Raw genomic sequence first — 12,747 nt, forward strand, 5'->3', positions numbered from 1 at the left:
CCGGGGTCAGATCCGTCCGGCGATCGGGGACCTGGGGCCGAGGTGGTCCAGCGCCCGGTCGGCGAGACCGTCCGCCCCGCACGTCCGCGCCAGGGTCAGACCGCGCTCCAGCTCCACCGGGGAGCCCGCCGCGATCCCGTACTCGACGCGGGCGACCGCGTGTTCGTACGCGCAGGGCGAGGCCTCCAGGTACGAGACGGCCTGGCGGTACAGGGCGATCGAGCGCGGGCCGGTCTCCAGGGCCGCCGCGCACCGCAGCGCCTCGCCGATCGCGGTGTCCGTGCCGAACCGCTCGGCCTGCATACGGGCGTCCGACACTAGGTGCCGCGCCCGCTGCGGATCGTCGTGGGCCAGGGCGCGTGCGAGGTCGTACGCCCACGGGGCGAGGACGGTGTTGTACTGGCCGCGCGCCGTCAACGCCTTCGCCGTGGCCTCCAGTTCGTCGAGCCCGTCCTTCGTGCGTCCGAGGGCGAGCAGGAGGCGGCCGCGCACGGACGGCGCGTCGGGTACGTAGATCGTGGAGGCGGAGGGCGGCGCGAAGCCGTACCGGTCGGCGACGGCGCCCGCCTCTTCGATGTGGCCGCGTGCCAGGAGGGTGTCGATGAGCATGCTGGCCGCCTCCCAGTGCATGGGCAGGCCCTGGCCGACGCGGTCGGCCAGGCGCAGGCTCTCGCGCAGTGAGCGCTCGGCGTCGGTCAGCCGGCCGCGCCTGCGGTACACGTAGCCGAGGAAGGCGTGTGCGAGGGCGAGGTGTCCGCCGCTCCAGCCCGCGGTCTCGTAGGCGCGCACGGCCTCGGTGAACAGGCTCTCCGCGCGGTCGAGGCGGTCCGAGAAGGCGTAGGACCCGCCGAGCATCAGGCGGAGCTCGAAGCTCCATTCCGTGTCGGTCCAGCCGAGTCCGGGCGCGAGGCGGCCGTTGACGAGGGCGCGGTCGCATAGCTCGACGACCAGTTCCGCGCTCTCGCCCCTGGTCATGGCGTCGAAGGCGCGCAGGATCAGCAGGGCGCGCTCGGAGTTGTCGCGGCCCCGGAGGGGTCCTGCGAGCTCGGCGAGCCGCCGCGAGCGTCCTGGCGAGTCCTGCTCGCCCGCGTGGATGCCCTCCCACATGTAGTGCACGGCTTGCAGGCGCAGCCGTGCGGGCCCCGGTTCGAGCCGGGTCGCCTCGTCGGCGATGGCCCGCAGGCCCTCCTCCAGCTGGTCGTTGTGGACGAACGCCTGGGAGAGACGGCAGACGGCGTCGACGCGCAGCTCCCGGCCGAGACCGCACATGGAGAGGGCTTCACGCAGATGGCGGATGGTGGTGGCGGGCGAGGTGAGCATGGTGGCGCAGCCGAGTTCGTAGAGCACGCGCGCGTGGATCTCGGGCAGGGGCGGTTCGCGCAGGGCCCGCTCCAGACAGCGGCGGGCCGCGTCGGGCGCGCCGACGGCGAGGTGTTCGGCGGCGGCCTCGCGCAGCTGCTCGACGACTTCGGGGTCGTCGTCGGGGTGGACTTCCAGGAGGTGCCGGGAGGCGGCCGCGGCGCCGCGGCCGGAGTGGGTGACGATGGAGGCAGCCTGGCCGTGCATCGCGGTGCGGGTGGCCGCCGGGATGGAGCGGTAGACGGTGCTGGCGATCAGGGGGTGGACGAACTCCAGGCCCTCGTCGCCGGTGACCAGGATGCGCGCCGTGCGCAGCCGCTCCGCGCAGCGTTCGGCGCTGTCGGGCAGCATGCCGGCGAGCGAGGCGGCCAGGTCGAGGGAGATGGCGCTGCCGAGGATGGCGGCGGCCCAGGCGAAGCGGGTGGCGTCGGTGCCGAGTCCTTCGAGGCGGGCGACGAGTCCGCGGCCGCGGGCCGAGCGGTTGAGGGCGCGCAGTTCGTCGGCGGAGCTCTCCACCGGTTCCAGTTCGCTGTCCTGGACCTTGGCGAGGAGTTCGACGGACTCGTACGGATTGCCGCCGGTGACGGCCCAGACCTCGCGGCAGAACGGGGCGTCGGCGTGTTCGCCGAGCGTCGCGCGGGTCAGGCCGGCCGCGGCGTCCGGGGTGAGGGCGCGCAGCGTGCTGAAGGAGCGCGCCTCGGCGGCGACGGTGGCGAGGTGGCGTGCGCTGTCGCCGCCGGCCTCGCCGGGCCTGCGGGCGACCACCACGAGGACGGGCAGTTCGTCCAGGCGCTGGGCGAAGGTGGCCAGCCAGTGCAGTGTTTCCTGGTCGGCCCAGTGGGCGTCGTCGATGAGGAGGACGAGCGGCCAGTGGAGTCGGGAGAGCCGGGAGACCGCTTCGACGAGGCCGTCGCACACGCCCTGCGGGTCGGCCTGCGGCCCGCCGGGCTCGGCTATGCCGAGGGCGGGTCCCGCGATGTCGTAGCAGTCGCCGAAGTACTCGCGGGCCTCGTCGGGCGTGAGGTGGACGAGTGCGGGCTGGAGCAGTTGCCGTACGACGTTGAAGGGGACGGAGGTGACCGCCTCGCCGCCGCGTGCGGACCAGACGGTGGCGCGGCCCTCGGCCATGCGGCGCACTTCGGCGAGGAGCGCCGTCTTGCCGATGCCCGCCTCTCCGCTGAAGGCGAGGAGGCCGCCCGTGGTCGTGGAGTCCGCGCAGAGCTCCTCGACGGCCTGTGCCACCGCGGCGAGTTCGACGTCGCGCTCCCACAGTGGGGCCCAGGCGGCTCCTCCGGGCCGTCCCTGCGTCATCGCGCTACCTCCCGGGGTCGCTCAATCGACGTACAGAAGTCGAGACTAGCCGGGTCGGAGCCGCTGTGGAGCGCGGACGGCGCAGGTGCTGCCGCAAGGGATGATGTATCTGTGGGGCTGTCAGAGGCGTTCGATGATGGTCACGTTGGCCTGGCCGCCGCCCTCGCACATCGTCTGGAGGCCGAACCGGCCGCCGGTGCGCTCCAGTTCGTGCAGGAGGGTCGTCATCAGTTTGACGCCGGTCGCGCCGAGGGGGTGGCCGAGGGCGATCGCGCCGCCGTTGACGTTGACCTTCTCCGGGTCGGCGCCGGTCTCCTTCAGCCAGGCGAGGACGACCGGCGCGAACGCCTCGTTGATCTCGACGAGGTCGATGTCGTCGATGGTCATGCCGGCCTTCTTGAGGGCGTGCGCGGTGGCGGGGATGGGTGCGGAGAGCATCCGGATGGGGTCCTCGCCGCGCACGGAGAGGTGGTGGACGCGGGCGCGGGGCGTCAATCCGTGGGCCCGTACGGCCTCTTCGCTCGCTATGAGCATCGCCGCGGCGCCGTCGGAGACCTGTGAGGAGCAGGCGGCGGTGATCGTGCCGCCGTCGAGGACGGGGGCGAGGCCCGCCATCTTCTCCAGGGTCGTGTCGCGCCGGGGGCCCTCGTCGGTGGTGATGTCTCCGTAGGGGACGATTTCGCGGTCGAAGCGGCCCTCGTCGATGGCGCGGATCGCCCGCCGGTGCGAGCGGAGTGCGAACTCCTCCATGTCGCGGCGGGACGTCCCCCACTTCTCCGCGATCAGCTGCGCGCCGTGGAACTGGTTCACGGGCCGGTCTCCGTAGCGGGCGCGCCAGCCCTCGCTGCCCGCGTACGGGCCCTCGGTGAGACCGAGGGGCTCGGCGGCCTGCCGGGAGGCGAAGGCGATGGGGATCATCGACATGTTCTGCGTGCCGCCCGCGACGACGAGGTCCTGGGTGCCGGACAGGACGCCCTGCGCCGCGAAGTGCACGGCCTGCTGGGACGATCCGCACTGCCGGTCGACGGTCACGCCGGGCACCTCTTCGGGGAGTCCGGCCGCCAGCCAGCTGGTGCGGGCGATGTCGCCGGCCTGCGGTCCGACCGCGTCCAGGCAGCCGAGGACGACGTCCTCGACGGCGGCCGGGTCGATGCCGGTGCGCTCGACGAGGGCCTTGAGGACGTGGGCTCCCAGGTCGGCGGGGTGGACCCGGGAGAGTCCTCCCTTTCGCCTGCCGACGGGGGTGCGGACCGCTTCGACGATGTAGGCCTCGGCCATGACTGCGTGCTCCTCGGTCGTGGGGCGCCGTGCGACGGCGCGCCGTCTAAGTGCGTACGGAGATGCCGTCCAGGACCATCGACAGGTACTGGCGGGCGATCTCCTCGGGGCTGTGGCCGCCGCCGGGGCGGTACCAGGACGCGGCGACCCAGACGGTGTCGCGCACGAAGCGGTAGGCGAGCCGGACGTCCAGGTCGTCGCGGAAGACGCCTTCCGCGACGCCTCGCTCCAGCGTGGTCAGCCAGGTCTTCTCGAAGCGCTGCTGTGAGTCCGACAGGTACTGGAAGCGCTGCTGTGCGACCAGGTGCCTGGATTCCTTCTGGTAGATCGCGACGGCGGCGCGGTGCCGGTCGATCTCCCGGAAGGACTCGGTGACGAGGGCTTCGAGTGTGGCGCGGGGGTCGAGCTGGGCCTGCAGCACGGTGTCGTACCCGTCCCACAGCTCGGTCAGGAAGGTGCGGAGGATCTCTTCGAGCATCGACTCCTTGGAGTCGAAGTGGTAGTAGAGGCTGCCCGCGAGCATGCCCGCGGCGTCGGCGATCTTGCGGACCGTCGTCGCGTCGTACCCCTGCTCGGCGAAGACGTCGGCGGCGATGGCGAGGAGTTCGCGGCGCCGCTCGGGCGAGGGGCTCACCTGGGCCTTCTTCTTGCCGGCGCCCTGCTTGTCACTGGTGATCTGTTTCGGTTTCGACACACGGTCATTCTCCGCCTACGCGTGCTGACTGCTGACCGAGACCGTCTCTCCCGTCATGTACGAGGAGTAGCCGCTGGCCAGGAAGACGATGACGTTGGCCACCTCCCAGGGCTCGGCATACCGTCCGAACGCCTCGCGTGCGGTGAGCTCTTCGAGGAGCTCGGGGGAGGTGACCTTGGCGAGGTGGGGGTGCATGGCGAGGCTCGGCGCGACGGCGTTGACCCGGATGCCTTGGGGGGCGACTTCGAGCGCGGCGCACCGGGTGAGGGCCATGACGCCCGCCTTCGCCGCGGCGTAGTGCGCCTGGCCTGCCTGGGCGCGCCAGCCGAGCACGGAGGCGTTGTTCACGATCGTGCCGCCCCGGCCCGCGGCGCGCAGGCGGCGCAGAGCCGCCCGGATGGAGCGGAAGGTGCCGTTCAGCGTGACGTCGACGACCTTGTCCCACTGTTCGTCGGTCATCTCGGTGAGCTCGGCGGTGCCGCCGAGTCCGGCGTTGTTCACCACGATGTCGAGGCGGTCGTGGCGCCGCTCCGCGAGGTCGAACAGCGCCTGGATCTGCGCCGCGTCGGTGACGTCGCACGGGATGCCGTCGACCCGGTCGGCGCCGAACTCCTCGGCGAGGGCCGCGACCGACTCCTTGGTGCGGCGCGGGTGGGCGTCTCCGATGACGACGCGCGCGCCCTCCTCCAGGAAGCGGCGTGCGGTGGCGCCGCCGATGCCCGCTCCGGCGGCCGCCGTGATCACGGCGGTGCGGCCCGCGAGCAGGTCGTGCGCGGGCACGTAGGCGGGTGCGGCGGGCACGTTCATGGGATCCCCGATTCCGGATCAGGCCTGAGTCCCGGCTCTCGACTCCTCGACGCCCCTCAAGGTAATCTACCAAACACTTGTTAGGGAAGAGTGCTGCCGGGAAGACCGGAGGGGTGGGCCACTGATGGACCTCGACTTCACCGCGGGGGAAGAGGAGTTCAGGCGACGGGCTCGCGACTGGCTCGCCGCGCACGTGCCGACCGCGCCCCTGCCCTCTCTGGAGACCGAGGAGGGCTTCGCGGCCCACCGGGAGTGGGAGCGCACGCTCGCGGCCGACCGCTGGTCGGTCGTGTCCTGGCCCGAGGAGTACGGCGGACAGGGCGTCGACATCGTCAAGTGGCTGGTGTTCGAGGAGGAGTACTACGCGGCGGGAGCGCCGGGCCGGGTCTCGCAGAACGGCATCAACCTCCTCGCCCCCACCCTCTTCGACCACGGCACCGCGGAACAGCGCGCACGGGTGCTGCCCTCCATGGCGACCGGCGAGGTGATCTGGGCACAGGCGTGGTCGGAGCCGGAGGCGGGCTCCGACCTGGCATCCCTGCGCTCCACCGCCCGCCGCACGGAAGGCGGCTGGCTGATCAGCGGGCAGAAGACGTGGTCGTCGCGGGCCGCGTTCGCCGACCGCGCGTTCGGCCTGTTCCGCAGCGAGCCGTCGGGGGCCGACAGGGACCGCCCGCACCGGGGCCTGACGTATCTGATGTTCCCGCTCGGCGCCCAGGGGGTGACGGTCCGTCCCGTCGGGCGTCTGGACGGCAAGCCCGCCTTCGCCGAGCTCTTCCTGGACGACGTCTTCGTGCCCGACGAGGACGTGATCGGCGAGCCGGGCCAGGGCTGGCGGATCGCCATGTCGACCACGGGCAACGAACGCGGCCTGACGCTCCGCTCCCCCGGCCGCTTCCTGGCCGCCGCGGACCGGCTGGCCCGGCAGTGGCGGCAGCGCGCGGACCCCGCCGACACGGCGCTGCGCGACCGCGTGGCCGACGCCGTCATCGGGGCGCGCGCCTACGAGTTGTTCACCTGGGCCAACGCCTCACGGTTCGCGGCCGGCGAGACGATCGGCGTCGAGTCCAGTCTCAACAAGGTCTTCTGGTCGGAGTACGACATCGCGCTGCACGAGACGGCGCTCGATCTCCTCGGCCCGGACGGCGAACTGACCGACGGGGCCTCGCCCGACGGCTCCGACTGGGCCGAGGGCTACGTCTTCTCGCTCGCCGGCCCCATCTACGCCGGTACGAACGAGATCCAGCGCGACATCATCGCCGAGCGCCTGCTCGGTCTGCCGAAGGGACGCCGCTGATGAGGTTCCTCCTCGACGACGAGCAGCGGGAGTTCGCACGCTCCCTGGACGCGATGCTGACGGCGGCGGGCACGGTGGCGGCCACGCGCGCGTGGGGCTCCGGTGACCCCGCGCCGGGGCGGGCGGTGTGGGCGCGGCTCGGCGACGCGGGGGTCTTCGCGCTGCCGGTCCCTTCGGAGTACGAGGGTGTGGGGCCGCTGTCCGTCGAAACGGCCGTCGCGTTCGTCGAGTTGGGGCGGCACGCCGTGCCGGGGCCGGCCGTCGAGACGGTGGCGGCGGCCGCGCTCCTGACGCACCTCGCCGAGGAAGGTGAGCGGGAACCGGCCAAACGGTTCCTGCCCTCCCTGGCCTCGGGCGCGGTGAGCGCGACCCTGACGCTGCCGCAGGGCGGCCCGCACGCCCTGGACGCGGACGCGGCGGACCTGATCCTCGCCGTGACGGGCGGTGAGCTGCGGCTCGCCCCCGGGCACGCGCGCGTGCGCCGCTCCCTGGACCCGGCGCGGCGCCTCGCCGCGCCACTGCCCGGCGGGGAGCTGCTCGCCTCGGGTCCCGCCGTCGACGCGGCCGCGCGGCGGGCGGGCGACTGGGCGGCGCTCGCCACGGCGGCGCAGTCCCTCGGCGTCGGTCTCGCGCTGCTCGACAGGACGGTGGCGTACGTGAAGCAGCGCGTCCAGTTCGGGGCGCCGGTCGGGACGTTCCAGGCCGTCAAGCACCGGCTCGCGGATGTGCTGGTGCGTCTGGAGTTCGCGCGGCCGCTGGTGTTCGGCGCCGCGACGACCATGGCGCCGGGCGATGTCGCCGCCGCCAAGGTGACGGCGGGCGAGGCCGCGTACGGAGCGGCCCGTGCCGCGCTCCAGCTGCACGGGGCGATCGGGTACACGGCCGAGTTCGACCTGTCGCTGTGGCTCACCAAGGCGCGGGCGCTGCGGAGCGCCTGGGGGGATCCGGGGGTGTGGCGGGGGCGGGTCCTCGACGCCCACGGGTGACGTCTCTCCGTATCGCTGTATCGCTGTACCCCGTATCGCTGCATCCCCGTATCTGCGATGATCAAGCGCATTGGTGAGCCGACCGAGAAGGAGGCCCCACGTGCGCGTGATCGGGCTCATGTCAGGGACCTCGTACGACGCGATCGACGCGGCAGCCGCCGATCTGACCCTCGACGGCGACCGTCTGACGCTCACTCCTCTCGGGCTGATCAGCCGCGGCTACGACGAAGGGCTGCGCACCCGGCTCGCGGCCGCTCTGCCGCCCGCGGCCACCACCCTCGCCGAGGTCTGCCGCCTGGACACGGAGATCGGACGGGCCTTCGCGGCCGCCGCGGTCGAGGCGGACCGCGAGCTGTGCGACGGGCGGGCCGGTCTTGTCGCCTCGCACGGGCAGACCGTCTACCACTGGGTGGCGGACCGGCAGGTGCACGGCACGCTGCAGATCGGGCAGCCCGCGTGGATCGCCGAGGCGACCGGCCTGCCGGTGGTCGCCGACTTCCGTCCCCGTGACATCGCGGCGGGCGGCCAGGGCGCGCCCCTGGTCAGCCTGGTGGACCGGATGTGGCTGCGCGGCAGGCCGGGCGCCCCCGCCGCGCTGAACCTCGGCGGCATCGCCAACATCACCGCCGCCGACGGCACCGCCTTCGACACGGGGCCGGCCAACGCCCTCATCGACGCCGCGGTGCGCGAGGCGACGGACGGCCGCCTCGCCTACGACCTGGACGGCGAACTGGCCGCCCGCGGCACGGTCGACGAGGGACTCCTCGCACGGCTCCTGACCGAGCCCTACTACGCGCTCCCCGCGCCGAAGACGACGGGCAAGGAGCTCTTCCATCTGCCGTATCTGCGCGCGGCGTTGCGGGGGTACGAGAAGCTGCCCGCCGAGGACGTCGTCGCCACGCTCACCCGCCTCACCGCCCGCACGGTCGCCGACGCCGTCCGCTCGGTACGCGCCTCCGAGGCCGTCGTCTCCGGGGGCGGTACGCGCAATCCGGCGCTGATGGCCGCGGTGCGGGCGGAGTTGGGCGACGGCATCCCGGTGCGCACCTCCGACGAACTCGGCCTGCCCGCCGCGGCGAAGGAGGCGTACGCCTTCGCTGTCCTCGGCTTCCTGACGCTGCACGGCCTTCCCGGCACCGTCCCCGAGAGCACGGGGGCGCGGCACGCGAGCGTGCTGGGTTCGATCACGCCGGGACGCCGGGGGACGGCGTGGCCCGAGCCGGTGACGGGGGCCGAGGGGCCGGTGCGTCTCGTCGTCAACGGCCATGGGGGCGGGGGCCGGTAGAGAGGGCCGCATTACGGAGGGCCCCTCTCATCCGCCTTTCACGCGGGGCTCATACGCTGACCGCCATGACCCAGATGACTCCCCCAGGCTGGTACCCCGATCCCGGCCAGACCGCCGGCGGTCCTCCCACCGAGCGCTGGTGGGACGGGAACGTGTGGACGGACCAGGTGCGCGCCGCCGCCGGAACCGCGGCGTACCCGACTCAACCGGCCTTTCCGGCGTACCCCGGAGAGGCGCCCGCCCCGCGCCGCACACTGCGCGTGGCGATAGCCGCGGGCGTGGTGCTCGCCGTCCTCGCCGGGATAGGCGGCGGCGTGTACGCCCTGACCTCGGACGACGACGGGGACGGCGCCGACACCGTGGGCAAGGAGCCGTCGACCGGCGCCCCGCGGGAGCCCGGAGCGCCGCAGTCGCCCGACTCGCCCCGGACGCCGGGATCGCCGGACACGCCCGAGGAGCAACCGCCCGGCCAGGAACCGGGCTTCGCGAGCGACGTGCTGAACGGCATCAGGATTCCCGTGCCGGACGGCTGGAAGGGCGGGACCACGCGGGTCGGCGCCGGGGTCCAGACCGACCCGATCCCCTGCCCCGGGAACTCGGACGAGCAGTGCACCCGCGGCAGCGCGTACTCCCAGTCGGCGAAGGAGCTGGGCCTCGACGCGAAGACGCCCGAGGCGGCCGCCAAGGAGGACATCAAGAAGAACGCGAAGGAAGGGTACGGCGGCAAGACCTACGGCAAGATCACCTCGCACAAGGTGCTGGCCTCGAAGCCGATCACCGTGGCGGGCCAGAAGGGCTACTACGTCCGCTGGAAGGCCGTCACGCAGAAGAGCGACGACGGCTACGTCGAGTCGCTCGTCTTCCCCTCGCCCGCCGACAAGGAGAAGCTCGTCGTCGTCCGCATGGGCATCGACGTCAACGACAAGGCGCCCTCCCTGTCCTCCATGGACCGGATCGCGAAGGGGATCAAGGCGGGTCCGGTCGACGAGAGCGGCGGCGGGTCCGGCCAGGACGTGTAGCGGTAAGCGGTGCGGTACCGGAAAACAGGACCGGACGGGGTTCCTCGCCGCTCAGGAGGAACCCCGTCCGGCCCGGGGGTGCGCGCCGCCCCCGTCCCCACGGTGCGGCGCGGGCAGGCCCGGGTCCCGTCATCCGACAGACCCGGGCCCACGATCAGGTGAGGCCCAGCGCGGGGAGCACGCAGGCCTCCACGAAACGGGTCACGTACTCCTCGTCGGCGTACGCGCCCTCCAGGATCGGCCTGGCCCGCAGGACGCCGAACAGCTGCACTGTGAGGAACTCCACGGCCGGGTGTCCCTCGGCGATCTCGCCGCGCTCGACACCGCGCCCGATGATCGCGGCCATGGCCCTGAGCTCCGGCTCGACCAGCGTCTCGCGCAGCACCCGCCGCAGGTCCTCGTCCTGAAGGACCGCGTGGCTGAGCGCCTGGACCAGCATGGTGTCGCGCCCCGACTGCTCGCCCGCGGCCCGGGCCGCCTCCCGCAGGTCCCCGGCGAGGCTGCCGGTGTCGATGCCGGCGAACCGCACACAGCGATTGGCGCGCAGCGCGGCGGCCACGAACTGGGGCTTGGTCTTCCACTGCCGGTAGAGCGTGGACTTGCTGCACCGGGTGCGGGCGGCCACACCTTCCATGGTCAGAGCCTCGTATCCGCACTCGCGGAGCTGGTCGAGGACGGCGTCGTAGAACTCCTGCTCACGCTCCGGCGTGATCTTCGAGCGGCTCGACGTCGACGTCATGGCTCTTTCCCCTCGGTACGGCGGCCGACCGCTGCGATCGACCCCTTTCGATACGGAAGTGTACCGGTACGCCTCCGTATCGGTACACTGGCGTATCGATGAGTGGGGCGATCCTCCGCTCAGCACCGCACTACCCAGTCGTCACGCAAAGGGGCCGGGGGATGGAATCCCGAACCGAGCCTGCCGAACGGGAGCCGGACATAACCGTCCGACCGCCCCTCGTCCGCGAGCTCCTCCTCGTCGTAGGACTCTTCCTCGTCTACAAATTCGGCAGGCAGCTCGCCAACGGCCACACCGGCGAGGCCTTCCACAACGCGCACCGCGTGTGGGACGCCGAGCGCGCGCTGCACCTGCCCGGTGAGGGCGCCGTGCAGGACGCCCTGCTCAGCAGCGAGTCGCTGATCCACGTCGCGAACACGTACTACGCGACCGTGCACTTCCCGGCGACGCTGCTCTTCCTGGTCTGGCTGTACTGGCGCCGCCCGCGGCACTACGTGTGGACGCGGCGGGTGCTCGCTGCGCTGACGGCGGCCGCGCTCGTGCTGCACCTCGGCTTTCCGCTCGCGCCGCCGCGGATGCTGGACACCGCGCACCTCGTCGACACGGCGCAGGTGTACGGGCCCTCGGTGTACGCCGCCAAGCCCGCGACCGACACCATGGCGAACCAGTTCGCCGCCATGCCCTCGCTGCACTTCGGCTGGGCGCTGATGCTCGCCGTCGGCCTGATCGCCGCCACCTCGTCGCGGTGGCGCTGGCTGTGGCTGCTGCACCCGCTGCTGACCCTGCTCGTGGTGGTCGGCACCGCCAACCACTACTGGCTCGACGCGCTCGCTGCGACCGCGCTGCTCGGCATCGCGCTCGCGGTGATCCGCCTGCCGCACCCCGGGCGCTCCCGGATTGTGCGCCGCTCGGTGCCCGCGCCGGAACTGATCACCTCGGGGGCCGGCCGATGAACGCCACGCTTCTCGCCGTCGCCCTCTCCCTCGTCTCGGCGGCCGCGTACGCCGCCGCGGCGGTCGCCCAGGAGCGGCTCGCCTCTCGTGTCCGCGAGGGCGAGAGCGGGGCCCTGCGCATGCTCGGCAGCGGCATCTGGTGGTCCTCCGTCGGACTGAACGCGTGCGCCGCGCTGCTGCACGTGGCCGCCCTCAAGTACGGACCACTCACCCTGGTCCAGCCGCTCGGCGCCCTCACCCTGGTCGCCGCCGTGCCGCTCGGCGCACGGCTCGCAGGACGCCGGGTCACGCGCCTGGAGTGGCGCGGCACGGGACTCACGCTCATCGGTCTGGGCGCGCTGCTCCTGACCGCTTCGGGACCGGCGCCGGACGACACCCTGACCGTGCCGGAGGCGCTGGTCGTGGCCGCCGCGACCATGGCGGTCATCGGGGCCCTCTCCCGGCCCGGCACGCGGCCGGGACTGCGGCACGCGACCGCTTCCGGCTTCGCCTCCGGGGTCGCCTCGGCGCTCACGCAGACCGTGACGGTCGCCGTCACGGACCGCTCGGGCCCCCTGCTCAGCCCGCAGGTGATCATCGTGGCGCTGCTGGTCGCGGCGTTCGCCGCCGGTGGCCTGCTGCTCTCGCAGACCGCTTACCGCGGCGGTCTCGGCGCGCCGCTCGCCGTGGTGACGCTCGCCAATCCGCTGGCCGCGTCGGTCATCGGCGTCGCGCTGCTCGGCGAACGCCTTCAGGGTGGGGTCGGCGGCATCCTCCTCGCCGTGGCGGGGGCGGGGGTGGCTGCGTATGGGGTCGTGGTGCTCACGCGGTCGCCCCGGGGCCCCGCGGGCGGGCTCGAACCGGACTTGCTCCCGTCGCTCCCCGCCCAGGCGGTGGAACCTTCGGCGCTGCGGCTTTCCCGGTCCTGACGGTCGTATTTCGTACGACTGGACGGCAGCGGCCGCCCCCCCCCCCCGGCGTGGGGGGCGGCCGATGCCGATCGAGGGCTGCGGGCCGGATGTGGCTGGGCGCGCAGTTCC

11 protein-coding genes are annotated in these 12,747 nt (G+C 73.1%); 6 read left to right on the forward strand and 5 right to left on the reverse strand.

What is annotated here, in order from left to right:
• Positions 1-6 precede the first annotated feature (6 nt).
• The 4 genes from AB0N81_RS14240 to AB0N81_RS14255 form a co-directional block, all read right to left on the reverse strand.
• On the reverse strand, positions 7-2,670 hold the full coding sequence (locus AB0N81_RS14240) for an AAA family ATPase (protein WP_365358085.1): 2,664 nt from the start codon (positions 2,668-2,670) through the stop codon (positions 7-9).
• 120 nt (positions 2,671-2,790) lie between these two features.
• Positions 2,791-3,948, reverse strand: a complete 1,158-nt coding sequence (locus AB0N81_RS14245; RefSeq protein ID WP_365358086.1) for an acetyl-CoA C-acetyltransferase — start codon at positions 3,946-3,948, stop codon at positions 2,791-2,793.
• A 46-nt stretch (positions 3,949-3,994) separates the two neighbouring features.
• A complete protein-coding gene (locus AB0N81_RS14250; RefSeq protein ID WP_365358087.1) occupies positions 3,995-4,642 on the reverse strand; it encodes a TetR/AcrR family transcriptional regulator in 648 nt (215 codons plus the stop codon).
• A 15-nt stretch (positions 4,643-4,657) separates the two neighbouring features.
• Positions 4,658-5,449, reverse strand: coding sequence for an SDR family oxidoreductase (locus AB0N81_RS14255; RefSeq protein ID WP_365358088.1), 792 nt, complete (start codon positions 5,447-5,449; stop codon positions 4,658-4,660).
• Positions 5,450-5,573: 124 nt separating this feature from the next.
• Here AB0N81_RS14255 and AB0N81_RS14260 point away from each other — a divergent pair, with 124 nt between their 5' ends.
• The 4 genes from AB0N81_RS14260 to AB0N81_RS14275 all read left to right on the forward strand — a co-directional run bounded on the left by AB0N81_RS14260 (position 5,574) and on the right by AB0N81_RS14275 (position 10,036).
• Entirely contained in the window at positions 5,574-6,746 is a 1,173-nt protein-coding gene (locus AB0N81_RS14260) for an acyl-CoA dehydrogenase family protein (protein ID WP_365358089.1), read from the forward strand.
• A complete protein-coding gene (locus AB0N81_RS14265; protein WP_365358090.1) occupies positions 6,746-7,732 on the forward strand; it encodes an acyl-CoA dehydrogenase family protein in 987 nt (328 codons plus the stop codon). Before AB0N81_RS14260 ends, AB0N81_RS14265 begins: the two co-directional genes overlap by 1 nt.
• A 100-nt stretch (positions 7,733-7,832) precedes the next feature.
• Positions 7,833-9,017 (forward strand): anhydro-N-acetylmuramic acid kinase, encoded by a 1,185-nt coding sequence (locus AB0N81_RS14270; protein WP_365358091.1) that lies wholly within the window; start codon positions 7,833-7,835, stop codon positions 9,015-9,017.
• 65 nt (positions 9,018-9,082) lie between these two features.
• Positions 9,083-10,036, forward strand: coding sequence for a DUF2510 domain-containing protein (locus AB0N81_RS14275; RefSeq protein ID WP_365358092.1), 954 nt, complete (start codon positions 9,083-9,085; stop codon positions 10,034-10,036).
• 154 nt (positions 10,037-10,190) lie between these two features.
• Here AB0N81_RS14275 and AB0N81_RS14280 read toward each other — a convergent pair whose 3' ends face one another.
• Positions 10,191-10,775 (reverse strand): TetR/AcrR family transcriptional regulator, encoded by a 585-nt coding sequence (locus AB0N81_RS14280; RefSeq protein WP_365358093.1) that lies wholly within the window; start codon positions 10,773-10,775, stop codon positions 10,191-10,193.
• Between the two features lie 161 nt (positions 10,776-10,936).
• Between AB0N81_RS14280 and AB0N81_RS14285 the strand changes: the two genes are divergently transcribed.
• Both AB0N81_RS14285 and AB0N81_RS14290 read left to right on the forward strand, forming a co-directional pair.
• Positions 10,937-11,728 carry a phosphatase PAP2 family protein gene (locus tag AB0N81_RS14285; RefSeq protein WP_365358094.1) on the forward strand — a complete coding sequence of 264 codons (792 nt, stop codon included), beginning with the start codon at positions 10,937-10,939 and terminating at the stop codon, positions 11,726-11,728.
• Positions 11,725-12,636: a DMT family transporter gene (locus AB0N81_RS14290; protein ID WP_365358095.1), complete on the forward strand. Its 912-nt coding sequence runs from the start codon at positions 11,725-11,727 to the stop codon at positions 12,634-12,636. The genes AB0N81_RS14285 and AB0N81_RS14290 overlap by 4 nt, the downstream gene beginning before the upstream one ends.
• The last annotated feature ends 111 nt before the right edge of the window (positions 12,637-12,747 follow it).

The organism is Streptomyces sp. NPDC093510 (assembly GCF_040683555.1).
Lineage (GTDB): Bacteria > Actinomycetota > Actinomycetes > Streptomycetales > Streptomycetaceae > Streptomyces.

Coding starts and splice junctions, on each gene's coding strand:
- AB0N81_RS14280 (WP_365358093.1), bottom strand. CDS start 10,775: ATGACGTCGACGTCGAGCCGCTCGAAGATCACGCCGGAGCGTGAGCAG.
- AB0N81_RS14245 (WP_365358086.1), bottom strand. CDS start 3,948: ATGGCCGAGGCCTACATCGTCGAAGCGGTCCGCACCCCCGTCGGCAGG.
- AB0N81_RS14275 (WP_365358092.1), top strand. CDS start 9,083: ATGACCCAGATGACTCCCCCAGGCTGGTACCCCGATCCCGGCCAGACC.
- AB0N81_RS14240 (WP_365358085.1), bottom strand. CDS start 2,670: ATGACGCAGGGACGGCCCGGAGGAGCCGCCTGGGCCCCACTGTGGGAG.
- AB0N81_RS14290 (WP_365358095.1), top strand. CDS start 11,725: ATGAACGCCACGCTTCTCGCCGTCGCCCTCTCCCTCGTCTCGGCGGCC.
- AB0N81_RS14255 (WP_365358088.1), bottom strand. CDS start 5,449: ATGAACGTGCCCGCCGCACCCGCCTACGTGCCCGCGCACGACCTGCTC.
- AB0N81_RS14260 (WP_365358089.1), top strand. CDS start 5,574: ATGGACCTCGACTTCACCGCGGGGGAAGAGGAGTTCAGGCGACGGGCT.
- AB0N81_RS14265 (WP_365358090.1), top strand. CDS start 6,746: ATGAGGTTCCTCCTCGACGACGAGCAGCGGGAGTTCGCACGCTCCCTG.
- AB0N81_RS14285 (WP_365358094.1), top strand. CDS start 10,937: ATGGAATCCCGAACCGAGCCTGCCGAACGGGAGCCGGACATAACCGTC.